The 25,102-nt window shown below is 57.5% G+C and carries 21 protein-coding genes and 1 tRNA gene; 14 read left to right on the top strand and 8 right to left on the bottom strand.

Translation table 11 applies throughout. The features are described 5' to 3' along the window. The first annotated feature begins 27 nt into the window (after window positions 1–27). From paaA to SIB92_RS04300, 5 genes are read left to right on the top strand one after another with little or no spacing between them, the layout of a single operon-like run. Window positions 28–1,005, top strand: coding sequence for a 1,2-phenylacetyl-CoA epoxidase subunit PaaA (paaA, locus tag SIB92_RS04320; RefSeq protein WP_294114616.1), 978 nt, complete (start codon window positions 28–30; stop codon window positions 1,003–1,005). 11 nt (window positions 1,006–1,016) lie between these two features. Then, entirely contained in the window at window positions 1,017–1,301 is a 285-nt protein-coding gene (gene paaB / locus SIB92_RS04315; RefSeq protein ID WP_132860101.1) for a 1,2-phenylacetyl-CoA epoxidase subunit PaaB, read from the top strand. Further along, window positions 1,301–2,068: a 1,2-phenylacetyl-CoA epoxidase subunit PaaC gene (gene paaC / locus SIB92_RS04310; RefSeq protein ID WP_412554650.1), complete on the top strand. Its 768-nt coding sequence runs from the start codon at window positions 1,301–1,303 to the stop codon at window positions 2,066–2,068. Before paaB ends, paaC begins: the two co-directional genes overlap by 1 nt. Before the next feature lie 14 nt (window positions 2,069–2,082). Next, entirely contained in the window at window positions 2,083–2,556 is a 474-nt protein-coding gene (gene paaD, locus SIB92_RS04305; RefSeq protein ID WP_412555796.1) for a 1,2-phenylacetyl-CoA epoxidase subunit PaaD, read from the top strand. Window positions 2,557–2,568: 12 nt separating this feature from the next. Then, window positions 2,569–3,648, top strand: coding sequence for a 2Fe-2S iron-sulfur cluster-binding protein (locus SIB92_RS04300; RefSeq protein ID WP_412554649.1), 1,080 nt, complete (start codon window positions 2,569–2,571; stop codon window positions 3,646–3,648). Window positions 3,649–3,701: 53 nt separating this feature from the next. Here SIB92_RS04300 and SIB92_RS04295 read toward each other — a convergent pair whose 3' ends face one another. From SIB92_RS04295 to paaI, 5 genes are all read right to left on the bottom strand, one after another. Continuing rightward, the gene (locus tag SIB92_RS04295) at window positions 3,702–4,040 is read right to left on the bottom strand and encodes a hypothetical protein (RefSeq protein ID WP_412554648.1); all 339 of its coding nucleotides are present in this window, start codon (window positions 4,038–4,040) and stop codon (window positions 3,702–3,704) included. A gap of 129 nt (window positions 4,041–4,169) precedes the next feature. Then, entirely contained in the window at window positions 4,170–4,868 is a 699-nt protein-coding gene (locus SIB92_RS04290) for a hypothetical protein (protein ID WP_412554647.1), read from the bottom strand. Between the two features lie 102 nt (window positions 4,869–4,970). Then, window positions 4,971–5,570: a TetR/AcrR family transcriptional regulator gene (locus SIB92_RS04285; protein WP_412554646.1), complete on the bottom strand. Its 600-nt coding sequence runs from the start codon at window positions 5,568–5,570 to the stop codon at window positions 4,971–4,973. Next, window positions 5,570–6,880 carry a phenylacetate--CoA ligase PaaK gene (gene paaK, locus SIB92_RS04280; protein WP_412554645.1) on the bottom strand — a complete coding sequence of 437 codons (1,311 nt, stop codon included), beginning with the start codon at window positions 6,878–6,880 and terminating at the stop codon, window positions 5,570–5,572. Before paaK ends, SIB92_RS04285 begins: the two co-directional genes overlap by 1 nt. Window positions 6,881–6,900: 20 nt before the next feature. Continuing rightward, the gene (gene paaI / locus SIB92_RS04275) at window positions 6,901–7,326 is read right to left on the bottom strand and encodes a hydroxyphenylacetyl-CoA thioesterase PaaI (protein ID WP_412554644.1); all 426 of its coding nucleotides are present in this window, start codon (window positions 7,324–7,326) and stop codon (window positions 6,901–6,903) included. Window positions 7,327–7,421: 95 nt separating this feature from the next. Between paaI and paaZ the strand changes: the two genes are divergently transcribed. Continuing rightward, a complete protein-coding gene (paaZ, locus tag SIB92_RS04270) occupies window positions 7,422–9,452 on the top strand; it encodes a phenylacetic acid degradation bifunctional protein PaaZ (protein ID WP_412554643.1) in 2,031 nt (676 codons plus the stop codon). Between the two features lie 81 nt (window positions 9,453–9,533). Next, entirely contained in the window at window positions 9,534–10,580 is a 1,047-nt protein-coding gene (gene mnmH / locus SIB92_RS04265) for a tRNA 2-selenouridine(34) synthase MnmH (protein WP_412554642.1), read from the top strand. A gap of 69 nt (window positions 10,581–10,649) precedes the next feature. Here mnmH and selD read toward each other — a convergent pair whose 3' ends face one another. Beyond that, entirely contained in the window at window positions 10,650–12,824 is a 2,175-nt protein-coding gene (gene selD, locus SIB92_RS04260) for a selenide, water dikinase SelD (protein ID WP_412554641.1), read from the bottom strand. A 295-nt stretch (window positions 12,825–13,119) separates the two neighbouring features. Between selD and SIB92_RS04255 the strand changes: the two genes are divergently transcribed. The 7 genes from SIB92_RS04255 (at window position 13,120) to SIB92_RS04225 (ending at window position 20,934) form a co-directional block, all read left to right on the top strand. Further along, window positions 13,120–14,061 carry a nucleoside hydrolase gene (locus tag SIB92_RS04255; RefSeq protein ID WP_412554640.1) on the top strand — a complete coding sequence of 314 codons (942 nt, stop codon included), beginning with the start codon at window positions 13,120–13,122 and terminating at the stop codon, window positions 14,059–14,061. 98 nt (window positions 14,062–14,159) lie between these two features. After that, a complete protein-coding gene (locus tag SIB92_RS04250; RefSeq protein WP_412554639.1) occupies window positions 14,160–15,572 on the top strand; it encodes a protein adenylyltransferase SelO in 1,413 nt (470 codons plus the stop codon). A 67-nt stretch (window positions 15,573–15,639) separates the two neighbouring features. Beyond that, complete coding sequence (locus SIB92_RS04245) at window positions 15,640–16,329, top strand: endonuclease/exonuclease/phosphatase family protein (RefSeq protein ID WP_412554638.1); 690 nt, start codon at window positions 15,640–15,642, stop codon at window positions 16,327–16,329. Window positions 16,330–16,365: 36 nt separating this feature from the next. Next, window positions 16,366–17,211, top strand: a complete 846-nt coding sequence (locus SIB92_RS04240) for a PhzF family phenazine biosynthesis protein (RefSeq protein ID WP_412554637.1) — start codon at window positions 16,366–16,368, stop codon at window positions 17,209–17,211. A 108-nt stretch (window positions 17,212–17,319) separates the two neighbouring features. Beyond that, a complete protein-coding gene (locus tag SIB92_RS04235; RefSeq protein WP_412555795.1) occupies window positions 17,320–17,730 on the top strand; it encodes a Fur family transcriptional regulator in 411 nt (136 codons plus the stop codon). 130 nt (window positions 17,731–17,860) lie between these two features. Beyond that, a complete protein-coding gene (locus SIB92_RS04230; RefSeq protein ID WP_412554636.1) occupies window positions 17,861–20,281 on the top strand; it encodes a GcvT family protein in 2,421 nt (806 codons plus the stop codon). Between the two features lie 32 nt (window positions 20,282–20,313). Next, window positions 20,314–20,934, top strand: a complete 621-nt coding sequence (locus SIB92_RS04225) for an NTP transferase domain-containing protein (RefSeq protein WP_412554635.1) — start codon at window positions 20,314–20,316, stop codon at window positions 20,932–20,934. Window positions 20,935–20,961: 27 nt separating this feature from the next. Here SIB92_RS04225 and SIB92_RS04220 read toward each other — a convergent pair whose 3' ends face one another. Then, entirely contained in the window at window positions 20,962–24,474 is a 3,513-nt protein-coding gene (locus SIB92_RS04220) for a calcium-binding protein (RefSeq protein WP_412554634.1), read from the bottom strand. A 511-nt stretch (window positions 24,475–24,985) separates the two neighbouring features. Further along, window positions 24,986–25,062, bottom strand: a tRNA-Arg gene (locus tag SIB92_RS04215). Between the last annotated feature and the right edge of the window lie 40 nt (window positions 25,063–25,102).

Here is a 25,102-nt window from a genome sequence, read left to right as displayed (position 1 = left end):
ACCCCAAGCCTGAGGAGGAACCCAGTCATGTATGCACAGATGATCAAATCCGAGGCGTCCACCGACGATCCGGAGCAACTCAAAGAGTTTCAGGCCAAGATCGATGCCGACATCAAGGTCGAGCCGCGTGACTGGATGCCAGAAGGCTATCGTAAAACCCTGATCCGCCAGATCGGCCAGCACGCCCACAGTGAAATTGTTGGCCAACTGCCCGAAGGCAACTGGATCACCCGCGCACCAACGCTGGAGCGTAAGATGATCCTGCTCGCCAAGGTGCAGGACGAAGCAGGCCACGGCCTCTACCTCTACGCCGCCGCCGAAACGCTGGGCGTGAGCCGCGATGACCTCACCGAACAGCTTCTGTCCGGCAAGATGAAGTATTCCTCCATCTTCAACTACCCCACGCTGAACTGGGCCGACATCGGCGCGGTGGGTTGGCTGGTCGATGGCGCGGCGATCATGAACCAGGTGCCGCTGCAACGAACCTCCTATGGCCCCTACTCCCGCGCCATGATCCGCATCTGCAAGGAAGAGAGCTTTCACCAACGCCAAGGCTACGACATCATGATGAAGATGGCGCAAGGCACTGAGGCGCAAAAGAAAATGGCGCAGGATGCTCTCAATCGCCTGTGGTACCCATCCCTGATGATGTTTGGCCCGTCCGACAAGGACTCCGTGCACTCCACCCAAAACATGGCGTGGAAAATCAAGATGAACACCAACGACGAACTGCGCCAGAAGTTTGTCGACCAAACCGTACCACAAGCCGAGTACCTCGGCCTGACCATTCCGGACGAGAACCTGACATGGAACGAGGAAAAAGGCGGTTACGACTATTCCGATCCGGACTGGTCAGAGTTCTTTGACGTGCTCAAAGGCAACGGCCCCTGCAACGTCGACCGTCTGGAAGCCCGCAACAAAGCCTGGGACGACGGCGCCTGGGTGCGCGACGGTCTAATGGCCCACGCAGAGAAAAAACGCGCCGCAAAAACAGCCGCAGAATAAGGACTGAGATCATGAGCAAAGAATGGCCCCTCTGGGAAATCTTCATTCGCGGCCAACACGGCCTGAGCCACCGTCACGTCGGCAGCCTGCACGCGCCAGACGCGGAGATGGCGATCAAAAACGCCCGTGACGTCTACACCCGTCGCAACGAAGGTGTGTCGATCTGGGTCGTGGAAGCCAACAACATTTCGGCCTCCAGCCCGTCGGAAAAAGGCCCGCTCTATGAGCCGTCCGAGAGCAAGATTTACCGTCACCCCACCTTTTTCGACATCCCGGACGAAGTGGGGCACATGTGATGGCAAACGTCGATAAGGAGATGCTCACGCAGTTCCTGCTGCGCATGGGCGACAACACCCTCATTCTGGGTCACCGCGTCTCTGAGTGGTGCGGCCATGCGCCGGTGCTGGAAGAGGACATTGCACTCGCCAACACCGCGCTGGACCTGATTGGTCAGACCCAGCTCTGGCTCGGCTATGCCGCTGAAGTTATGGATGACGGCAAAACCGCCGACGATATCGCCTTCCTGCGCGACGCCTGGGACTTCCGCAATCTGCTGCTTTTGGAGCTGCCAAACGGTGACTTCGGACAGACCTTGATGCGTCAGTTTCTGTTTGACGCCTATCAGTCGATCCTGCTGCCGCGCTTGATGAAGTCTACCAACCAAGCCATTGCAGAGATTGCAGAAAAGGCCAATAAAGAAGCCGCCTATCACGTCGAGCGCTCCGCCGAAACTGTGGTCGGCCTGGGCGATGGCACAGAGGAAAGCCACAAGCGCATGCAGGCCGCGTTGGACCGTCTGTGGCCCTATGTGGGCGAGATGTTTGCCTCTGATGAGGTCGACGCAGCCATGGCGGCAGCCGGTGTGGCACCTGATCCAGCGAGCTTGCGCGAAGAATATTACGCGCTGATTGGTAAGGTGCTTACGGAAGCCACATTGACCATTCCAGACAGCGACTTTGCCCACAAAGGCGGCCGAAACGGCAAAACCCACACAGAACATCTCGGCCACCTGCTTACCCAGATGCAGTGGTTGCAACGCGCTTACCCGGGCGCAACGTGGTAAGCGATCGCGAACATATCACTGCTGAGCCCGCCCTGCCCGACGTGGCGCAGGTCTGGGACTGGTTGCACGCGGTGCCTGATCCCGAGATCCCGGTGATTTCCCTCACTGATCTCGGCATCATTCGCGACGTGGCTTACGAAGATGACACCTTGATCGTCACCGTCACGCCAACCTACTCCGGCTGCCCGGCGACAAGCATCATCAATCTCGACATCGAAACTGCTCTGCGCGGCCAGGGCGTTGAGAAGATTGAGATGCGCCGCAAACTCAGTCCGGCCTGGACCACCGACTGGATGACCCAATCCGGCCGCGACAAGCTGGAGGCCTATGGCATCGCCCCGCCCCAGCCCGCTGGCGGCCCCGACAAGTGCCCGCATTGCGGCAGCCAACACGTTGAGAAAATGAGCCAATTTGGCTCCACCCCCTGCAAGGCCCAATGGCGCTGCACCGCCTGCCTGGAACCTTTTGACTATTTCAAGTGCATCTGAGGAGAGACCCGAATGGCCCAATCCGCGCGCTTTCACGACCTGGAGGTCACCGACATCCGCAAAACCATCCGCGACGCCGTGGTGGTCACCCTCGCGCCTGTGAATGGCGCGGCAGCGGAATTTGACTTCACCCAAGGCCAATATCTGACCTTCAAACGCAATTTCGACGGCGAGGAACTGCGCCGCAGCTACTCGATCTGCGCAGGCAAAGACGACGGTATCCTGCAAGTTGGCATCAAGCGCGTCGACGGCGGCGCGTTCTCCACCTGGGCCAACACCGAGTTGAAAATCGGCGACACCGTGCAAGCCATGCCTCCTATGGGCGGTTTTTTCACCGAGCTCGACGCAACTGCGGACAAGACCTATCTTGGTTTTGCCGGCGGTTCCGGCATCACACCGGTTCTCTCGCTTATCAAAACCACGCTGGCGCGCGAGCCGCAGTCCTCCTTTACCCTGATCTACGCCAACAAGGGTGTGACCACGATCATGTTCCGTGAAGAACTGGAGGACCTGAAAAACCAATACATGGGCCGCTTCAACGTGATCCACGTGCTGGAGACCGACGCCCAAGAGATCGATCTCTTCACCGGCATGGTCACCGAGGAAAAATGCGCCCAGTTGTTCCAAACCGGCTGGATTGACATCAACTCTGTCGACACCGCCTTCATCTGTGGCCCAGAGCCAATGATGCTGGGCATCGCCAAGGCGTTGAAAGACCACGGTCTTACCGAAAAGCAGATCAAATTCGAGCTCTTCGCCTCCGGCCAACCCGGTCGCGCCAAGCGCAAGGCTGCGAGCGCCACAGATGCCGGCAAGGCCGTCACCGCCCAAATCACCCTGGACGGCGCGACACAGACCATCGAGATGGACCGCGACACCACAATCCTAGACGCCGCGCGCGCCAACACCATGGACGCGCCCTATGCGTGCAAGGCAGGCGTCTGCTCGACCTGCAAATGCCGCGTGATCGAAGGTGAGGTTGAGATGATGACCAACCACGCACTAGAAGACTATGAGGTTGAAAAAGGCTTCATCCTCAGCTGCCAGTCTTATCCGGTGACCGACAAAGTGGTTGTCGACTACGATCAATAATCAAAGGGCGCCACAGAGGCGCCCTTTTCTTTTCTCCGAAAGCACCGAAGACCTTACGGCTTCGGCTGTGTCTCAAACGCAGCGCCAAGGCCAACGCCATAATCCAACGCCTGCAAGCGCGTGTCGTATCCAAGGCTGAAATCGACATAGAAGTCTTCATCCAGATAGGCCGCGCCCACAGTTGGACGGAACGCCTGTGTGCCAAACTTGTAGTCCGCTCCAATCGCCAGAACCGCGCTTTCCGGCTCATCATCGTGGAACACGCGCACGCCAACGCCCCAGTCACCGCCAAACGTATATGTAAGACCCAGACCAAAGGACGGATCTGCCTGCGCCACGGTACCGCCCAACAAAGCAACCCCCAAAAGACCGGCTGTCAAAGCTCGTTTCATGATTTTCTCTCCCACCGCAATTAGTTGGCGAGAAAATATCATGGATCGTCCGGGCGCGCCAATAAGTCAAAAACACGCGCACCGGATTGTGCACCTGCGGCAACAGCCTCTCGAAAAGGCGTCAGATCTTTAGCAATCCAACGACGCGAGGGTCACGTCGGAGTCCGTTGACCCGCCGCAGCCGGATTTTCCGTCGTCAGAGCCACCATCGTCATCGGTGCCGCCTCCGGTGTCTCCATCGCCGGTATCGCCTCCTCCAGAGTCTCCACCGCCCGTGTCGCCATCCCCTGTGCCGCCATCCCCTGTGCCGCCACCGCCGTCGCCCGTGTCAGTGCCGGTATCCGTGTCGCCTCCGGTATCGGTTCCGCCACCATCATCGCTATCGCCTGTGTCGCCGCCGGTATCAGTGCCCGCGCCGCCTGTGTCCCCACTTCCTGTGTCCGTGCCGGTTGGCGTGGTGTCGCCGCCGGCGGTTGTCGCCCCTCCGCCAGCCGCCGGTTTCTCGGTTTCAAACGCTGCCCCAATGCCTATGCCGTAATCCAGTGCCTGCAATCGAGTGTCATAACCAAGGCTAAAGTCGATGTAGAAATCCTCGTCCAGATAAGCCGCGCCAATCGTGGGGCGGAACGCCTGAGAGCCAAACTTATAATCAAAACCCAAGGCCAGAACCGCACTTTCCGGCTCGTCATCGTGGAACACACGTACGCCCAAGGCCCAATCGCCGCCAAAGACATAAGTCAGACCAAATCCAAAAGACGGATCTGCCTGCGCTGCGCCGCTGCCGGTCAAAATCGCCGCGAGCACAACACCACTAAATTGCTTTTTCAAAACTCTACCCTTTATAAAAAACAACTATAATGGGCATGTTTTAACACAAATTAACCAAGTGGTCCAAAAACAATCTGAAGGCGACTTAGGCGCCTCACTTGCTCAAGCAAGGCCACGTACGCCTCCCAGCACCAAGTCCGTCGCCAGATCCGCATAGCGCTCCCGCGCTTCCGTTTCCGCACCATGCTGCCACATATAATACCAGTTGAGCATGCCAAACACCGACATCGTGGTTTCTCGCAGGCGCACCGGATCATGGTCAAACACACCTTCGGCGCTGGCCGCAACCACCTCGCTAACCCGGTTCACCAAATCCCGCTGATACCCACGCAACACCTGCTGCTGCTCCATCGGCAAGGCACGCATGCCGGTGCTTTGCACACGATGCTCGTCATCCGCACCTTGATAGGCCAAAAGGATCTCACGCACCACAGCACGCAGTTGAGCTTTGACATCCAAGTCACTCAAATCAAGACCACAAATGCGATCCCGCAAGGCTTTTAGGTAGGTATCCAGCACATCAAACAACAGCGCGTCTTTGCTGTCGTAGTAGTGATAGATATTGGCTTTGGAGATGCCACACTCCTTGGCCAACACCGACATGGACGCTCGGTCATACCCTTGTTCGGCAAACACACGCGCCGCCGATTTCAGGATATGCGCCCGTTTTTGCTCGTGATCCTTGGCAATTGTACGCGCCATTATCCGGCGCCTCGATTGTCCACCACACGCTTCGCCTTACCCTGGCTGCGCTCCACTTCGCCGGGGTCACCCACAATCACTTCCACCGACACGCCGATCATGTCCTTGATATGTTTGGTCAACATACGAGCAGCGGCGGTCTTGGACAGGTTGTCTGCCGCACTTGGCATCGCCTCCACAAACACCCGCATCGCATCCATGCGACCTGATTTATACAGTTCGATCTGGTAATATGGCGCAAGCCCTCCGGTCGCAAGCACCTGCTCCTCCACCTGACTTGGGAAGACGTTCACGCCGCGTAGGATGATCATGTCATCGGAGCGACCAGTGATCTTCTCCATCCGCCGCATCGACCGCGCCGTGCCCGGCAAAAGCCGCGTCAAATCCCGCGTACGATAGCGGATCATCGGCAAGCCTTCCTTGGTCAATGTGGTGAACACCAGTTCGCCCAATTCACCATCCGGCAGCACCTCTCCAGTCTGCGGATCAATGATCTCCGGATAGAAATGGTCTTCCCAAATCACGGGTCCATCTTTGGTCTCGACACATTCATTGGCCACGCCCGGCCCCATGATCTCACTCAGCCCGTAAATATCCACCGCATGCATATCAAAGGCGGCCTCAACCTCTTTGCGCATCGCGTCCGTCCAAGGCTCCGCGCCAAACACACCAACTGACAGAGAGCTCTCACGTGGGTCCATGCCAAGCTTATGATACTGCTCCAAAATATTGAGCATATAGCTTGGCGTCACCATAATCCCGTCCGGCTGAAAATCGGTGATCAACCCAACCTGTTTCTCGGTCTGCCCGCCGCTCATTGGCACCACAGTCGCGCCAAGACGCTCGATCCCATAATGCGCGCCCAAACCGCCAGTGAACAGCCCATAACCATAGGCATTGTGCACCAAATCCCCGGCCCGAAGCCCCGACGCCCGCAGGCTGCGTGCCATCAGATCCGCCCAGTTGTCGATGTCCTTGGCAGTATAGCCCACCACTGTTGGCTTGCCCGTGGTGCCAGAAGACGCGTGCAACCGCGCAATCTGTTGTCGAGGTACAGCCAAAAGTCCAAAGGGATAGTTGTCCCGCAGGTCGTTTTTGTAGGAAAACGGGAACTTGGCCAGATCAGCCAGGCTTTGCAGATCATCCGGGTGCACCCCAGCGTCATCAAAGCGCTTCTTGTACATCGGCACATTGGTGTAGGCGTGGGTCAATGACCACTTCAGCCGCTCCAACTGCACCGCACGGATTTCATCAATCGACGCGATTTCAATGGGTTCAAGCTCTTCCTTGCGTGGTGACAAATCTTTCATAACGTCCTCCCCAACGTCGCTTATTCTTCAAACATGTGGCCTTTGATCGCGCGCGAGGCGCCACGAAATTCGGCAATCACCTGGCCGTCCTGATTGGACACGGTCACATCATAAATCCCGCTGCGCCCGGTGAGACTCACCTCCCTTGCCACCGCGGTGAGCACGTCCCCCTCACGCCCTGGCGCGATGTAAGAAATGTTGTTGTGCTGCGCCACTGTCGCCTGATTGCGGCTGTTGCAGGCAAATGCAAAGGCGCTGTCGGCCAAAGTAAACGTGAAGCCACCGTGGCAAATCCCATGGCCATTACAATGCTCTGGCTTCACCGTCATCGCGAGCGTCGCTTGCCCTTCATCCACCTCAACAATTTGCATACCCATGTGCTGGCTTGCGCGGTCTGTGGACCACATCGTCGCCGCGCTTTTCTCGGCCCGCTCTTTTGGCGTCATCTGTGCCTCCCAACACAATCTCCTCACGCTCCAGCTTGCATAAACCGAACGGTTGGTCAATAAATGATTCACGGAGACATATCGGGGAGAGAGCCATGTCCATCCAAAACGTTTCAAGCTTTGCTGCAGGTCAATGGATCGCGCCCGGCGACGGTGCGCGCAACATCGCCTCAGCCATCACTGGCGACGTCATTGCCACCGCGGGCAACGATGCCCTCGATGTGCAAGCCATGTTGGACTACGCTCGCACCGTGGGCGGCCCGGCCTTGCGCAAGATGACCTTCCATGACCGCGCCCGCATGCTCAAAGCCCTCGCCCTGCACCTGCGCGAACACCGCAAAGCGATGTATGAGCTCTCCTTCAACACCGGCGCGACGCAAGCGGATCACATGATCGACATCGACGGCGGCATTGGCACCATGCTAGTGTTTGCCTCCAAAGGCCGCCGCGAAATGCCCGACAGCACCGTCTATCTGGACGGCGACGTGGAACAGCTCTCCCGCAACGGTACATTCATGGGGCAGCACATCTGCACGCCGCTGCAAGGCGTTGCGGTACACATCAACGCCTTCAACTTCCCGGTCTGGGGCATGCTGGAAAAGCTGGCACCTACCCTGCTTGCCGGTGTGCCAGCAATTGTGAAACCCGCCACCTCCACCTGCTACGTCACGGAACTCTGCGTGCGTCTTATGGTCGACAGCGGCATCCTGCCTGACGGAGCGATCCAACTGGTCTCCGGCGGCCTTGGCAACATGCTTGACCATCTGACCTGCCAGGACGCCGTGGCTTTCACCGGCTCCGCCGACACAGCCTTAAAGCTGCGCTCCAACCCGCTGATTTTGGGCAACTCTGTGCGCTTTACATCTGAAGCGGATAGCCTCAACGCGTCCATTCTCGGCCCAGATGCCACGCCCGGAACGCCCGAATTTGACCTCTTCGTCAAAGAAGTCTCGCGCGAGATGACCACCAAAGCGGGACAGAAATGTACCGCCATCCGACGCATCATCGCACCTGAAGCCACAACTGAGGCCGTCATAGAAGCCCTCTCCGCGCGGCTTGCCAAAACAGTGATCGGCGACCCTCGCCTCGAAAGCACCCGCATGGGCGCGCTGGTCTCTGCAGGTCAAAAACGCGACGTGCTGGAAAAGGCTGCGTTGCTGGGCACCGAAGCCGAGCGTGTCTTTGGCAACCCGGACGATTTCCAAGTCGAAGGTGCCGACGCCGAGAACGGCGCCTTTGTCCCACCGATGCTGTTCCACTGCGCATCGCCTGATACCGCAGAACACGTACACGCCTCTGAAGCCTTTGGCCCCGTCTCCACCCTCATGGGCTACCGCGATCTCGACCACGCCATCGCGCTCGCCAACAAAGGCCAAGGCTCCCTTGTCGCCTCCGTTATTACCCATGACGCAGAGGTTGCTCGCGGAGTCGCCATGGGCGCAGGCGCCTTCCATGGCCGCCTTTATTTCAACAACCGAGACAGCATGGGCGAAAGCACCGGCCACGGTTCCCCCTTGCCCCACATGGTGCACGGCGGCCCCGGTCGCGCAGGCGGTGGCGAAGAACTTGGCGGCATCCGCGCCGTGAAACACTACATGCAGCGCACCGCCATCCAAGGCAGCCCGGACATCCTCACCGGCATCGGCCAGCAATGGGTGCCTGGAGCCAAGGAAATCGACGGAGGTGCACACCCATTCACCCGCCGCTTTGGTGAATTGGCCGTCGGCGAAACCCTCTACACTAAACCCCGTGAAATCACGCTGGAGGATATCGAACACTTCGCCAACTTCACCGGCGACACCTTCTATGCCCACATGGACGAAGACGCCGCCGCACGGAACCCATTTTTCCCCGGCCGCGTCGCCCATGGCTACCTTCTCCTGTCCTTCGCTGCTGGTCTCTTTGTGGAGCCCAACGAAGGCCCCGTGTTGGCCAACACCGGTCTGGACACACTTCGTTTCATGAAACCGGTGGTCGCCGGTGACAGCCTCAAAGTGCGTCTGACCGTGAAGAAAAAGACCAAGCGCAACGACGAATACGGCGAGGTCCGCTGGCACGTCACCGCCTCCAATCAGGACGACGAGATGGTCGCGGAATACGAACTGCTGACCATGGTGGCTTACTAAGCGCCGATTGGCCGCGGCCCACCCACTGGCGCGCCGCGGCCTTACGTTCTATGCACATGGGACCTCTCTTTTGGACAACCCATGCCGCTAAAACTGACCCAACTCTCTGATCTTGCTTCCCTGCCCTTTGATCAGATCATTGACGTGCGCTCCCCGGCAGAATTTGCCCTGGACCACGTCCCCGGCGCCATCAACCTGCCTGCCATGTCCAACGACGAGCGCGCCCGTGTTGGCACCATTTACGTGCAGGAAGACCCATTCAAAGCCCGCAAAATCGGTGCAGCCATTGTAGCACGCAACGTCGCCACGCATCTCGAAGGCCCTCTGTCTGTGAAAGAAGGCAGCTACAAACCCTTGGTCTACTGCTGGCGCGGTGGTCAACGCTCCGGCTCTGTCGCCATCATCCTAAAACAAATTGGCTGGCGCGCGGACACTATTGAGGGCGGTTACCAAGCCTATCGCCGCTTGGTCTCCAAAGCGCTTTACGAAGGCGCTATGCCCTGCCCAATGGTAGTGATCGACGGCGGCACAGGGACAGCCAAGACCCGCCTTCTGGATCACCTCGCCCAACAAGGCGCACAGACGCTTGACTTGGAAGCCATGGCCGAACATCGCGGCAGCCTGTTTGGGCCCATGGGCGACGCCCAACCCAGCCAAAAGGCCTTTGAAAGTCGCCTCGCCATGGGCCTCGCCAAATTGCAGCCCAACCGCCCGGTCTATGTCGAGGCCGAAAGCTCCAAAATCGGCCGCCTGATCATCCCGCCGGTGCTGTGGCAAGCGATGATCGCCGCGCCGAACCTGCGACTCACGGCTCCGCTTGAAGCCCGCGTCGACCACCTGATCTCCGCCTATCCCGACATGCGCGCGGACGAAACCAAATTGCACACAGTGCTGGACATGCTCACCCGCTATCACGGCCACGAAAAAGCGGCGCATTGGAAAACTCTGGCCAGCGCCAAAGACTACGCAGAGCTCACACGCGACTTGATCGAAACCCACTACGATCCTCGTTATATGCGCCTGTCCCGCGCACATCCAAGCGCAGCGAAAGACATCGCCCTGCCGGACCTCTCCGACCAAACCCTCGCAGCAACAGCCACCCAAATCATCGCGACCGAAACCGCGTAAACCCGCTTCTTCTAACCCAAATATCCTGGGGTGAGCCCGTCTGCGCGAGGGGCAACGCCCCTCTCTTTCTCAACGACACACAATCCCCAGCGCGCCTTCAGTGAGTTGCCCGATCACCGCAGCGTTGTGTCCTGCAGCCCGCAATTTCTCTCGCAAATGCTCGACCTCTTCCGCCGCAACCGCAGCCAAAAAACCACCAGAAGTCTGCGGATCATGCAGCAAAGCCATCTTCGCGGTCTCCGGCCCAAACACCGGCGCGGCCAGCTTATTGTCCTCAAAAATCGTGCTACGGTGCCCGGCTTCTGTCAGAGCCTCCGCCCCTGCATAGGTTGGCACATCCTCCAGACAAATCTCCGCCGCCACTCCAGACGCACGACACATCGCCATCAAATGCCCAGCCAAGCCAAAACCGGTCACATCCGTCATCGCATGGGCACCACGCAAGATTTCTGCCGCGTCACCCTGCGGCTGCGCCAAAATCTCATACAGCGCGGCCACGTCACGACCGCTGGCTTTGCCCTGCATTTCTGCCGCCAACAACGTACCTGACCCAATCGGCCGCGTCAGGATCAGCGCATCCCCCGCTTCGGCTCCTTCCAAAGTAATCGCCGCGCCTTCAAGCAAGCCTGTGACGGTCAGCCCAATGGTCAACTCCGCCCCCATGGTGGAATGTCCTCCCACAATCTCCGCACCGGCACCGCGCACGACCTCCCCAACCCCCGCTAGAAGTTCGCGCATTGCCCGCGCCTGCAACTCTCTCGTCATACGCGGCAAGGTCACCGACAACAGCGCGGATTGCGTCTTGGCGCCCATGGCCCAGACATCCCCAAGCGCATGCACCGCGGCAATGCGTCCCATCAAGCCATGATCCGCCACAAACCCACGCAGATGATCGACGCTCAGTACCTGCTGCTGCCCACCTATCTCCAACACGGCGGCATCATCGCCGGCCCCCTTCAAAACATCCGGTCGCGTCACAGCAGGCATCTCTGCCAAAGCCGCGTCAAGCTGCCCCGGCGCCACTTTCGCTCCGCAGCCGCCACACAGCATCTGGTCGCTCTGTACACCCTGCGCAACTGGCCCATCCAGCGTCGCTGTTTTCATCGCCGGATACTCCAAGAACTTCCTCATAAAGCTTTGATCAATGTGATCTTTCCAACGCCACAGCTGCGCCTTCGGAGTTACCAAACACCGCCCCCACTTCGCCGCCATGGCATCCTGACTGCCAAGCGACATCAGTTTGAGGTAATCCGCTTGTGGTCGAAACGGTTTCATCTCACTGCCGGTCAAGGCTGCGGAAAAATTGTGAAACAGCACCGGCGCCGCCCGCACCGCAAAGACACCCGCCTTGGGACGTGGACTCGTCATCAAGGCCGCGCAATCACCCACCGCAAAGAGGTCTTCATACCCTGACACCAAAAGCCGCTCATCCACATGAACAAACCCTGCGGCATCTTTGGGCAAATCTGAAGTTACCAACCAGTCATGTGCAAAACCACCAGCCGTCCCAACCGTGAACTCCGATGCCACATCAGAAAACCCGCATAGCTTCACAGCCTCTGCAGTGACCGCATCCACTTCAACCGCACTCACCACCGTAACGCCCAACCGCAGCATCTCATCACGCAGAATCCGATCCGCACCGGGTGTCCCATTTGCGAGCTTGGTGTTTGCTTCAATCAACGTGACACAATTGGTCTTACCCAAGCCACGCAGTCGATGCGCCATGGCCAAAGCCAACTCACAGCCCGCCACACCGCCGCCAATCACCGCCACCGTGCCTGATTTATGGCCGGCCCGGACCTCTGACAAAAACGCGTCCCAACGATCCGCGTAAACATCCAGCGGCTTCGCCCCGATGCCATACTCAGAAAACCCCGGAATATGCGTCGCCCGCGCATGCAAACCGACATCCAACGAGGCCACATCATAAGCAATCTCGCCGCGCCCCGGCACATGGATCACCTTGCGAGCCGCATCGATCCCATCCGCCGCCCCAAAAATCACCCGCGCCCCGGCAAACCGCGCCAGTTTGACCAGATCTATTTCCAAATCGTCACGCGCGTAGTGCCCCGCAATATGTCCCGGCAACATGCCCGAGTATGGCGCAGTTGGACCCGGATTGATCAACGTCACCTGTACTCCCTGCACCGGCGTCATGCCCCACATGCGCAACATCAAGGCATGCGCATGTCCGCCGCCAACCAGCACCAAATCCCGCGTCAGCGTGGTTTGAGTTGTCATCGCCACCAGTCATATTCCTTCCGCTTTCGCATGCGCCGCAGAATTTCGGGGATGGTAACCCAGCGCAACCACAAAACCGCCGCCGAACGACCGGTTAACACAATCGTGCAACGGCACGCGCGACACAAAAATTTGCACCTCCGCAAAACAGCCGTGATGCAGACGCAATACCGACGCTGTTTTGATCGTTTTTTGGACCATCTGGTAAATTTTTCACGCAACTGCTGTGATCCATGCTAGACAAGTCCTTCACGCCTTGACAGGGTGCGACTTCCAACAGCTATGGGGGCACAACATGAGCGCGCGCAAGATCATCATCGACACGGATCCAGGCCAGGACGACGCCGTCGCCATTCTCTTGGCTTTGGCCAGCCCGGAAGAGATCGACGTGCTTGGCATCACGGCTGTCGCAGGCAATGTGCCTCTGGCCCTTACATCAAAAAATGCGCGTATTGTCTGCGAGTTGGCGGGCAAACCTGACACCAAGGTGTTCGAAGGATGTGACCGCCCAATGGGCCGCGAGCTGGTCACCGCAGAGCACGTGCATGGCAAAACTGGCCTCAACGGGCCAGTGCTTCCGGATCCCGTTATGCAGGTCGAGGATCAACACGCCGTTGACTTCATCATCGACACCCTGCGCACGCATGACGCCGGAACTGTCACACTCTGCCCGCTCGGCCCTTTGACCAATATCGGCACGGCATTTGAAAAAGCACCCGATATCATTGAAAAGGTTCAGGAAATTGTCCTGATGGGCGGCGCCTACTTCGAAGTTGGCAACATCACGCCGGCAGCAGAATTTAACATCTACGTTGACCCACAAGCCGCTGATATTGTGTTTAAATCCGGAGCACCAATTGTGGTCATGCCACTGGATGTCACGCACAAAGCTTTGGTCACCAAGCCACGCAACGACGCCTTCCGCAACCTCGGCACAAAGGTTGGAATTGCAGTCGCGGAAATGACTGATTTCTTTGAGAGATTTGACAAAGAGAAATACGGCTCTGACGGCGCGCCTTTGCACGATCCATGCGTAACAGCCTACCTGATCCAGCCAGAGCTGTTCTCCGGTCGTCACATCAATGTGGAGATCGAAACCCAGTCCGAACTCACCATGGGCATGACGGTAGCCGATTGGTGGCGGGTCACTGACCGCACGCCTAATGCCATGTTTATGGGAGACGTCGATGCAGACGGGTTCTTCTCCCTTTTGGCGGAACGTCTTAGCCGCTTGTAAACGCGAAGCTTTGGATCTTCAAAGCAAGGCCGCCCACAATCGCGGCCTTGTGAGCCATCCACGGTGGCAATCTTGTCAAACCCAGATATGCTGCTCCCATGACGCTGCATATCCCCTTTGACAACACCTATGTGTCACTGCCCAACCGGCTGTTTTCACATCAGAAACCCACGCCCGTTCGTGCGCCAAAACTGCTCGCCTTTAATCTGCCTTTGGCGGACGCGTTGGGCATGGCCGAGACAGGCGACACCGTCGAACTGGCGAATGTGTTTTCCGGCAGCACAGTGCCAGACGGCGCCGAGCCAATCGCGCAGCTTTACGCAGGCCATCAGTTTGGTCAGTGGAACCCACAACTTGGGGACGGTCGCGCTGTTTTACTCGGGGAATCAAAGGGCTACGACATCCAATTAAAGGGGGCCGGCCCGACACCCTATGCGCGACGCGGCGACGGACGGGCCTGGCTCGGCCCAGTCCTTCGCGAATACGTAGTGTCAGAAGCCATGCACGCGCTTGGCATCCCAACCACCCGCGCCTTGGCCGCAGCAGAAACCGGCGAGGAGATCATGCGCGACCGCCCCCTGCCCGGTGCCGTACTCACCCGCGTCGCGTCCAGTCATATCCGGGTCGGCACATTTCAGGTTCTGGCCGCCCGTCAAGATGCTGAAGGATTACAGGCCCTTCTGGACTACGCCATCGCACGACACTCTCCGTCGGCCAGCACGCCCGCCGACTTTCTCAAAGCTGTTGTTGTCAAACAAGCGGAGCTGATCGCTCATTGGATGTCGGTTGGTTTCATCCACGGCGTGATGAACACCGACAACTGCGCCATCTCCGGCGAAACCATCGACTACGGCCCCTGCGCTTTCATGGACGCGTTCCACCCCGGTCAGGTGTTTTCCTCCATCGACCGCAATGGACGCTATGCCTATGGCAACCAACCACAAATCATCGCCTGGAACATGGCCCAGCTTGCTACGTCCCTGCTCCCGCTGGAAGACAACTCCGACGCCGCTGTGGAAGAGTTTACCAACATCATCAACGACATGCCGGGCATTCTGCGACGCCTGTGGCAGGAACAATTTGCCGCTAAGCTTGGTCTGTCGGAAACCATTGACGGCGACGAAGCGCTGATTACCCAACTACTGGCCATCATGACGGATCAGAAAGCAGATTTCACCAATAGCTTCCGTTATTTGACCGATGGCTCCGTACCGGAAACCGGGATTGAGGCCCATGGTGACTACGCCTCATGGCACGCGCAATGGACGGCTCGGAAGCAGGACCAATCGACATCCCCGGAAGAGGTCATGGCGAAATCCAACCCTTACCTCATCCCGCGCAACCACCAGATTGAGTTGATGATCACGCAAGCCGTGGCCGGAGATTATGACCTGTTTCACCGGCTCAACACCGTCCTCGCCACGCCGTTTGAAGCGTCCGCCGAGATAGCGGACCTCATCACGCCACCAACTGCCGAAGAAAAAGTGAAACAGACCTTCTGCGGCACTTAACATCCGGACAAAACAGCCTATTCTCAAAGAGATACTTCTGTGAGTTCTCTCAAAGCGGATATGAACATTGCTGCGCATTGCCAGTTACAATCTGCAAAAATGCGTCGGCGTTGACCTGCAACGCCGCCCGGCGCGCAGCATGGTGGTGATCCGTGCCTTGAAGGCCGATGTGGTGGTCTTGCAGGAAGCCGACAAACGTCTCCCGCCAAGACCAGCCGCCCTTCCACATGACCTGGTGAAGAAAAAAGGGTTTCAACACATAGACTTCGGGCAACCAAAAGGCTCGCTTGGGTTCCACGGGAACGCCATGCTTGTGCGCCCGAATGTTGAGGTTTTGGCAACGTCAGGTCTAGATCTTCCCGGGCTGGAACCGCGCGGCGCCATCCGCGCTGATCTGCGCACGTCCATCGGCGACATCCGGATCATCGGCGTGCATCTAGGCCTGATCCGGCGCTACCGGCTGATGCAACTGGGCGCCGTGGCGCGGGCTGTGCGCCGGTTGCCGGACATGCCCACCCTCATAGCGGGAGATTTCAACGAATGGGGCTCCAAGGCCGCACTAGACGCCGTGACACCGGGTTTTGACTTCCTGTCCACCGGTCACACCTTTCCGGCACCACGGCCAATCGCGGGTTTGGATGGCTTTGCCCACACCAAAGGCATTGATGTGCAAGCCCACGGCGTGCTGAGCCGTATCCCGGCACATATTGCCTCCGACCACCTGCCAATTTGGCTCGAGTTAAACCGCAGCGCATGATCCACGCTGCTTGCTTTTGGAAAGGCCGCTTTCGCCATGACGCAGTATTTTGTCTATGACGTTTTCACGAATTCCCCCTTTGGCGGCAATCAGTTGGCGGTCATTCCCGATGCGACAACCATCGCAAAAGAGTCCCTGCAGAAAATTGCGCGCGAATTCAATTTCTCTGAGACAACCTTTGTATACCCGCCCAATGACCCCGCACACACCGCCAAAGTGCGCATCTTTACCCCAACAATGGAAATCCCTTTTGCCGGCCATCCACTGATCGGCACCGCCTGCGCATTGGCTCAAGAAGGCGCGCCAAGCAGCATGGTGTTAGAGCTCGGCGTGGGTCCGCTAGCCTGCACATCAGACGGCCAAAGCGCCTCCTTTCAGGCCACGCAGCCGCTCGAGATCATTTGTGAGCCTGACCCTGCTTTAGTCGCAGAAGCTTTGAGTATTGATACCGGCGACTTTCAGTTTCAAGTGCATCCCCCGGTGATGGCCTCCTTGGGACTGGCCTTCACGATCACCGAGGTCAAAAACCGCGACATTCTGGCCAAGACATCACCGGACATCGCAGCCATTCGGAAAGGCAACGCACGCTATCCATCCGGCTTGGACTTTGCGCAATTTGTCTACGCGCGTGACGGCAACACCTTGTGCGCGCGCATGTTTGCGCCGCTGGACAATATCCCCGAAGACCCCGCCACCGGCAGCGCTTGCGCCGCCACCGCCGCGCTTCTGTCCAAAATAGAAGGTCGCGACCTAGAGCTTACCATCCGTCAAGGCGTGGAAATGGGCCGGCCCAGCGAAATTGCGGTGTCCGTCAACGCAAGCGGTGTCACCGTATCTGGGCAAGCGCGGCGGACAATGGAAGGCAAACTGCTGCTCGATTAAGCATCGGTCTTTCTTGTCGCGGCCATGCAAAAGCAGTGGAAACCCGCGACAGCTTTGGATAGACAGGAAAGCCAAATCAAGAACCACAAGTCAGGTCACAGGTGCGGCATGGGCGACTCCATTATTGAACGGTGCGAATCCAAAGGGTTGCGGATGACGGAGCAACGCCGAACCATCGCCACTGTTTTACAGGAAAGCACCGACCACCCTGACGTCGAAGAGCTCTATGCCCGCGCCTCCGCCCGCGACGCCGGCATTTCCCTTGCAACTGTTTATCGGACCGTCAAACTCTTCGAAGAAGCCGGCATTTTGGACAAGCTGGAGTTTGGCGATGGCCGCGCGCGCTATGAGGATGCAGAGCGCGAGCACCACGACCACTTGATCGATATCTCCTCCGGTGAAGTCATCGAATTTGTCGATCCGGAGATTGAAGCGCTGCAAGAAAAAATCGCCGAAAAGCTGGGTTTTCAGCTCAAGGGCCATAGGCTCGAACTCTACGGCGTTCCGCTCAAGAAATAGCGCTTTTGTCAAAGTGCCCCAAGCAACCACGCCTTCCTGAAGCCATTTGCGACGAAAAGTGTCGCGTTTGAGCATGCTGCGCACCTGATGCCCCCGATTTCATAGACGTCAGGGAACACAGGAGGCATCAATGACCACGACGACGACCCGCGTAGCAGTGATCGGAGGCGGCGTCGTTGGCTGCTCTGTTCTGTACCACCTGACCAAACTCGGTTGGTCCGACGTCATGTTGATCGAACGTTCCGAGCTCACATCCGGCTCCACCTGGCACGCCGCTGGCGGATTTCACACGCTCAACGGCGACACCAATATGGCGGCGTTACAAGGGTATACGATCAATCTTTACCGCGAACTGGAAGAGCTCACCGGCATGTCCTGCGGATTGCACCACGTAGGAGGAGTCACACTAGCGGACAATCAGGACCGCTTTGACATGTTGCTCGCAGAGCGGGCCAAACATCGGTTTATGGGGCTCGACACCGAGATCCTCACGCCAGAGGAAATCAAAAAATTTGCCCCGGCCACAAACACCGATGGCATCATCGGCGCGCTCTATGATCCGCTGGATGGTCACCTTGATCCGTCTGGCACAACCCACGCCTATGCCAAAGCTGCACGGCTGGGCGGCGCCACAATCAAAACCCACACGAAAGTCACCGCAACGACCCAACGTTCGGATGGCACCTGGGACGTGGTCACCGACAAAGGCACAATCCACGCTGAGCATGTTGTCAACGCTGCTGGCCTTTGGGCGCGGGAGGTCGGCGCGATGGCGGGCGTGTACTTCCCTCTACATCCCATGGAGCACCAATATATCGTCACCGAGGATGTACCGCTGATTGTCGAGATGATGCAGGACGGCAAAGAGCATCCGCATGTGATGGATCCGGCGGGCGAGAGTTACTTCCGCCAAGAAGGCCGCGGGCTGTGCATCGGCTTTTATGAGCAACCCTGCCGCCCGTGGGGTGTTGACGGCACACCTTGGGATTTTGGCCATGAACTGCTGCCCGATGACTTTGATAAAATCGAAGCCTCTATTGAGTTTGCCTACAAACGCTTCCCGGCCCTAGCCACTGCTGGCGTGAAATCCGTGATCCACGGCCCGTTTACATTTGCACCTGATGGCAATCCGCTGGTTGGACCAGTACCAGGTATGCGCAATTATTGGTCCGCCTGCGCCGTGATGGCGGGCTTTTCCCAAGGCGGAGGCGTTGGCCTGATGCTCGCACAATGGATGGTTGAAGGCGAAACCGAGCGCGACACTTTTGCGATGGACTGTGCCCGGTTTGGCGACTGGATCACGTCCGGCTACACCCGCCCCAAAGTCATCGAAAACTACCAAACCCGCTTCTCGGTTACTTACCCAAACGAAGAACTGCCGGCTGCCCGCCCCTTCCGGCAAACGCCGATGTATGATGTTTTTGACAAAATGGGTGCTGTCTGGGGACAGCAGTTTGGCCTCGAAGTGGTCAACTACTTCACACAAGGCGACGAACCCCGCTATGAAACCCCGTCCTTCCGTCGCTCCAATGCCTTTGCAGCAACCGCGCGAGAAGTGGCGGCAGTGCGCGACGCCGTAGGCATCAACGAGGTGCACAACTTCGGCAAATACATGGTCACCGGCCCCAACGCCCGTGCCTGGCTCAACCGCATCATGGCGGGGCGCATTCCTAAACAAGGCCGCTTGAGCCTCACCCCGATGTTGTCACACAAAGGCAAATTGATCGGTGACTTCACCGTCTCCTGCCTGTCTGAAACCGCGTTCCAACTCACAGCATCTTACGGCGCGCAGGCCTATCACATGCGTTGGTTTGAGCAGAACGAAATGGACGGCGTGCTGGTCAAAAACGTCTCGGATCGCCTGACAGGCTTCCAGATCGCCGGCCCCAAAGCTCGGGACGTTCTACAGGCCTGCACAAGAGACGACATCTCTGACATGGCGTTCATGGACGTCCGTCCATTGACAGTTGGCATGGTCGACTGCCTCGTGCAGCGCGTGAGCTATACCGGAGACCTTGGTTTCGAAATCTTCTGCGATCCCATGGCCCAACGCGCGCTGTGGCACACGCTTTGGGAAGCGGGGCAGCCCCTTGGCATGCGCCCCTTTGGCATGCGGGCCATGATGTCATTGCGGCTGGAAAAATTCTTCGGGTCCTGGCTGTCGGAGTATTCCCCGGATTACACAGCCGCCGAAACCGGCTTGGATCGGTTTATCGCGTTCAAAAAACCGGAAGATTTCATCGGTCGCGCTGCGGCGGAAGAGGACAAAGAGACGGGGCCAAGCCGCAAACTCTGCGCCTTTGAGGTAGACGCTGACGATGCCGACGTGCAGGCCTATGAACCCATTTGGCTTGATGGCGAGGTAGTCGGGTTCTGCACCTCTGGCGGCTATGCCCACAACGCTAAGAAGTCTGTCGCCATTGGATTTGTCCCTACAGAACGCATATCAGACGACCTTGAAGTTGAAATCGAGATACTTGGCAAGATGCGCCCTGCCCGCCTGTTGTCCAAGCCGCTCTTTGACGCGGATGGAGCGCGTATGAGGGGCTAGTCTTTCAACAAGGCCTGCGCCAAAGTCCTCGCATGACGGAAGATCACTCTATCAAAAGCCACTTAGCCATTCTGCTTTTGGCAGCTGGCGCGTCTTCGCGCATGCGCGGCGGTGACAAGCTGCTCGAAGAGGTGGACGGCATCCCACTACTGCGCAAGCTTGCGCGCCATGCTTGCGCCGTTAGTGAAATTGTTCTGGTGTGTCTGCGTGAAGGCGACGAAGCGAGGCGATCTGTTCTTTCGGGGCTTAATTGCCAAACGATCATCGTGCCTGACGCAGCTGAAGGCATGGCCCATTCACTTCGTGCGGGCATTGCACAACTGCCAAACCTCGCCAATGGAGTGATGGTGATCCCTGCAGATATGCCAGATCTGACTGAACAAGATTTGCGCTCGATGATCGCGGCGCACGCAGCCAAGCCAGACAAAATACTACGCGCCACGTCCGCTGATAACCAGCCCGGTCACCCGGTGGTTTTTCCCAAAAAACTGTTTGGAGAATTGCGCGCTTTGTCCGGCGATTTCGGTGCGCGTTCGGTGCTCAAGCGTCACGCAGACTCCGTTCAGTTAATCCCACTTCCGGGATGCCACGCCCTCACCGACCTAGACACCCCCGAAGCCTGGCAGGCATGGCGCCAGACTCGCCAAAAATAAAGACCGCCGAAGCGGTCCGTATTTTCACTAGAAGTCAAAGTGGTGCGCCGCCAAATCGCCAAGCGTTATTTCTTCCAGCGTAATTTCATGGCTACCGCTGACAGAAATCACCACGTCTGCCCCCACTTGAGTGGCGTGATTGTTGACTACATCAGAGAAACTCGACAACGCATCAACAGATGCAAAGCTCAATACATCCTCGACGAGGTCAAAATCAGTAACAACATCCCGGCCAAGGTCATTGTGGAACAGGAATAGGTCGCTGCCTTCCCCACCGGTCATAACATCGTCACCGCTGTCGCCGCGTAAGGTGTCGTTACCTCCGCCGCCAAACAATGTGTCATCTCCGGCAGCGCCGCGCACATAGTTTGCTTGCCCATCGCCGGTAAGATGGTCGTCCGCTTTGTTGGACCCCCAGAGATGTTCAATGCTAATATAGGTATCCGCACTACTGTTTTCGCCGGTTTCAAGATTGACTGTCACGCCTGCAGAATGCCCCCAGTATGAGGCCGTATCCTGACCGGACCCTCCATCAAAGACATCCCGCCCGGATTCATCGCGCAGATAGTCGTCACCCTCTCCACCACGCAGTGTGTCAGTTCCGGACCCACCGTAGAGGCGGTCGTTACCATCATCACCACGCAGGCTGTCGTCGCCGCTGCGCCCGTCCAGGTAATCTGCCCCGCCATTGCCGAACAGAACGTCATCACCCGCCGCAGCATCAAGGCGATTGTTGCCGTGGTCACCTATCAAAGTATCGTCCGCCTTGTTTGACCCCAGAAGGTTCTCGATGCTGATGTAGCTGTCACCGCTGGTGTTGGCACCGGTCAACAGGTTTACCGAGACCCCGGAGGTGTGCCCCCAATAAGACGCCGTATCGGTTCCCGCGCCACCATTGAACACATCCCGACCGGCGTCATCCCGCAAATAGTCATCCCCGTCGCCGCCTTCGAGAGTATCATTGCCAGACCCGCCATACAGGCGATCTGCCCCTGCGCTGCCCTCAAGATAGTCATTGCCGGAATAGCCATAAAGCGTGTCAGCCCCGCCCGCACCGTCGAGATGGTTGCCATCAGAATTGCCGTAAAACAGATCATTCGCGATATTGGAGCCCAGCAAGTGTTCAATGCTGTCGTAGCTGTCGCCACCCGAATTCGCGCCGGTGCTCAGGTTTGCGGTCATTCCGGACTTGTGCCCCCAATAGGACACAGTGTCTTCGCCGTCGCCACCGATAAACAGATCCCGACCGGACTCGTCGCGCAGATAATCGTCGCCGTCACCACCTTTGAGGGTATCATCCCCCTTGTAACCATACAGCCGATCATCTTCACCGGCGCCGTACAGCAAATTGTCACTGTCATCGCCATACAGCGTGTCATTCGCGATGTTGGAGCCATATAGGTTTTCAATACTGCTATACGTGTCACCGCTGGAGTTCACACCGGTTTTCAAGTTTACGCTAACGCCCGATTTGTGGCCCCAGTAGGATGCCGTATCGATACCATCACCGCCAAAAAAGTCATCTTTACCGCTGTCGTCACGGATATAGTCATTTCCGTAGCCGCCAACCAGTTTGTCATCACCCGAGCCGCCATAGAGTCGATCATTCCCGGATTTGCCTTCCAAGCGATCGTTCCCGGTATCGCCATAGACGGAATCATGCCCAGTGCCTCCGACGAGAATATCCATACCATCATAGCCACGCAGATAGTCATCTCCGCCACTGCCGTTAAAGTCGTCTACGCCATGGCCGCCCCGCATCACATTTGCCGAACTATTGCCGGCCAGAACATTGGAGTGTTCCAAAGTGATTTCGATCACTTCGTAGGGGTTCAGACGAAAACTGATGTCACTTGCACTGTTCCCCAGTTGGTCCTGGGTCAAGTTGGTCAGTGACCCCGCAACGTCAGACTCCGTGGCAAAGTAAAAATCGTCCAACGATGTTGGACTTCCAACACCCGGCCGCACAAAAATGTCTTCAGGCTTGGGCAAATAGGTTTTCCAGCTGCCGGAACTGGATTTGATGAGGCTGTCATCATAAGCATCACCCAATACCTCGATCAGATCAGCGCGTTCGGCATTGTCGATGGTCCGTTTTCCAAGCCGCTGAACCAGATTTCCATGTTCATCAAATGCGGCATTGTCGCTAAATCCATCCGAAGTGCTGGCATCGATCCCAACGACGCGGCCACTCCAAGACTCAACATCTGAACCAACCAGGGCAGAGAGATCCAGAGAGAAGGACTTATTGAAGGTTTCTGTGTGCGACGTCACATAGACAACGCTTGTATAGCCGTTGGAATAGGCGTTCACTTCCAGCTTTGTTTCGTCGAAACCATCGGTTTTGAGCGCATACATCGCGCCCTCATCTGGGTTGAGACTTTCCGACATCAACTGCAGCATCACCCCTGCTGGTGTCAGCGCAACTGGGCTCTCATCCGCATTGCCGCCAGCGATCGCTGTTGATGTATTGTGTCGCACAGTCCAAAAGTCGGCGCCATCCACACCCATTTCGATCATATTCTGGAACTGCTCGACAACCACGCCGGCGGCCTTAAGCCCCAGCCAATGCCAATGTCCGGTTTCCACATTCCATTCTGTCATCTGAATGGACAAATCTTGCGGCAGCATCGCTTCCCAAGTGGAAAAGCGCAAATCCAGGTATTTGTTCTCAGAGCGGGTCAGTGAGTCACTCTGATCATAGCCTTCCACTTCTTTGTCAAAGTAATAATGCGCGACGATGCCGTCGATCGCAGCGGACGCACCGTTGGTCTGAAAACCATTGGCAATGTTGTGATCCGCATCAAGCTGTTCCAGCAGTTCAAGATTGCCTTTCACGATTCGCTTTTCATAACCGTTGAGGCTTTTGTAATACTGCTCCGCGGTTTGGGAGTCGCTCCAGTCACTCGGGCGATGATCTTCGTCCCAGTACCGCATTGCCGACATGGCATCGGCGTCACTGATCGAGCCGAAGCTTCCACCTTTATAGTTGGACGCACCGCCCGCAGCATTGGCGGTCTGCACCCAGATTTCCGGCTGATAGCCGTTCACCGTAGCGCCGCGCAGCGCGTTGGCGATATCGGCTGCGTATTCGCCATATTCAACTTCGTCGATGGTCTGCCAGAACTCGTTGCCAATTTCATAGCCCGCAATCAGGTCTACCTGATCGCCCATGTACTCCAGCACCAACTCAGCCCAATCCCGAATATCCTGCTGATTGGTGTGTGCATCCGCCAGCGCGGGCACCACCAACGTGGTCCGCGCGTCATTGGCTTTCACCCAATCCAGGTAATTGCGCACGTCTTCGCGGATTTGGTTAAACCCGCTTTCGCTGCGATCCAGTTCCGTGATCTGCTCGTTGGCCGCACGTCCAGCGGGATAGCGCAAACGGGTTGCGCCCACCATATTGACAGCATCAATGTATTGATCATTTGGGACGCCGTTGACCTCGTTTGTGCTGGTCAACAGGTTCACACCAAACATGTCCGGGCGCACCTCTATCGGTGCACTACTGCGATCCACAGTAATGGTAATAGGCATCTAACTGTCCTCAGAAATCGTTACTTGGTCACGAACCGAAATTGCTTCCGTCGCGCCCTCGCACACCCTTCTGAGTGCATAGCGACCGATCTATGCGTTTTGGTCTTGATGAAGCTCGTATGTTTGAGACACATCTGCTCGTTCCCACCTATGGCCCACCCCTGAGCCGTTAAAAATCCCACCCTCAGTGGTAGATCGGCAGGGCTTACGAGTCCCAAACAGGAAACTGACAATACCGGACAGCTTCATTTCAAATTGTATAGGCTTCGATAATCTTGGCTTAAACCATTGAAAAACAGGGCGTTCCCAACCGGAAAATTCAAAACCGGCCGAAAAGCGATGTTAGCGGGATTTTAGGCAGTTTGGACATGCCCAAATGTTGCCACAATGATGCCTTCAGGCCGCCAGAGAACGTCAGATTTGCGCCACAAAGTCAGCCGGTTTGCGCCACAATTGGCACGCAAAAACCGAATCTCTACGGTCGCGAACAACGTCAAATTGTTAAGAGAAGTGGCGCACCTGAGAGGATTCGAACCTCTGGCCTCTGCCTTCGGAGGGCAGCGCTCTATCCAGCTGAGCTACAGGTGCCTAAGGTCGGGGTATAGCCAGTGTGGCTACGCCCCGCAAT

The sequence above is a fragment of the Shimia sp. MIT1388 genome (assembly GCF_047124445.1).
In the GTDB taxonomy this organism is placed as follows: Bacteria; Pseudomonadota; Alphaproteobacteria; order Rhodobacterales; family Rhodobacteraceae; genus Shimia.
Note: the sequence above shows the minus strand (reverse complement) of the source record. Positions and strands in the feature narration are given on the sequence as shown.

Coding starts and splice junctions, on each gene's coding strand:
- paaA (WP_294114616.1), top strand. CDS start 28: ATGTATGCACAGATGATCAAATCCGAGGCGTCCACCGACGATCCGGAG.
- paaB (WP_132860101.1), top strand. CDS start 1,017: ATGAGCAAAGAATGGCCCCTCTGGGAAATCTTCATTCGCGGCCAACAC.
- paaC (WP_412554650.1), top strand. CDS start 1,301: ATGGCAAACGTCGATAAGGAGATGCTCACGCAGTTCCTGCTGCGCATG.
- SIB92_RS04300 (WP_412554649.1), top strand. CDS start 2,569: ATGGCCCAATCCGCGCGCTTTCACGACCTGGAGGTCACCGACATCCGC.
- SIB92_RS04295 (WP_412554648.1), bottom strand. CDS start 4,040: ATGAAACGAGCTTTGACAGCCGGTCTTTTGGGGGTTGCTTTGTTGGGC.
- SIB92_RS04285 (WP_412554646.1), bottom strand. CDS start 5,570: ATGGCGCGTACAATTGCCAAGGATCACGAGCAAAAACGGGCGCATATC.
- paaK (WP_412554645.1), bottom strand. CDS start 6,880: ATGAAAGATTTGTCACCACGCAAGGAAGAGCTTGAACCCATTGAAATC.
- paaI (WP_412554644.1), bottom strand. CDS start 7,326: ATGACGCCAAAAGAGCGGGCCGAGAAAAGCGCGGCGACGATGTGGTCC.
- paaZ (WP_412554643.1), top strand. CDS start 7,422: ATGTCCATCCAAAACGTTTCAAGCTTTGCTGCAGGTCAATGGATCGCG.
- mnmH (WP_412554642.1), top strand. CDS start 9,534: ATGCCGCTAAAACTGACCCAACTCTCTGATCTTGCTTCCCTGCCCTTT.
- selD (WP_412554641.1), bottom strand. CDS start 12,824: ATGACAACTCAAACCACGCTGACGCGGGATTTGGTGCTGGTTGGCGGC.
- SIB92_RS04255 (WP_412554640.1), top strand. CDS start 13,120: ATGAGCGCGCGCAAGATCATCATCGACACGGATCCAGGCCAGGACGAC.
- SIB92_RS04250 (WP_412554639.1), top strand. CDS start 14,160: ATGACGCTGCATATCCCCTTTGACAACACCTATGTGTCACTGCCCAAC.
- SIB92_RS04240 (WP_412554637.1), top strand. CDS start 16,366: ATGACGCAGTATTTTGTCTATGACGTTTTCACGAATTCCCCCTTTGGC.
- SIB92_RS04235 (WP_412555795.1), top strand. CDS start 17,320: ATGGGCGACTCCATTATTGAACGGTGCGAATCCAAAGGGTTGCGGATG.
- SIB92_RS04230 (WP_412554636.1), top strand. CDS start 17,861: ATGACCACGACGACGACCCGCGTAGCAGTGATCGGAGGCGGCGTCGTT.
- SIB92_RS04225 (WP_412554635.1), top strand. CDS start 20,314: ATGACGGAAGATCACTCTATCAAAAGCCACTTAGCCATTCTGCTTTTG.
- SIB92_RS04220 (WP_412554634.1), bottom strand. CDS start 24,474: ATGCCTATTACCATTACTGTGGATCGCAGTAGTGCACCGATAGAGGTG.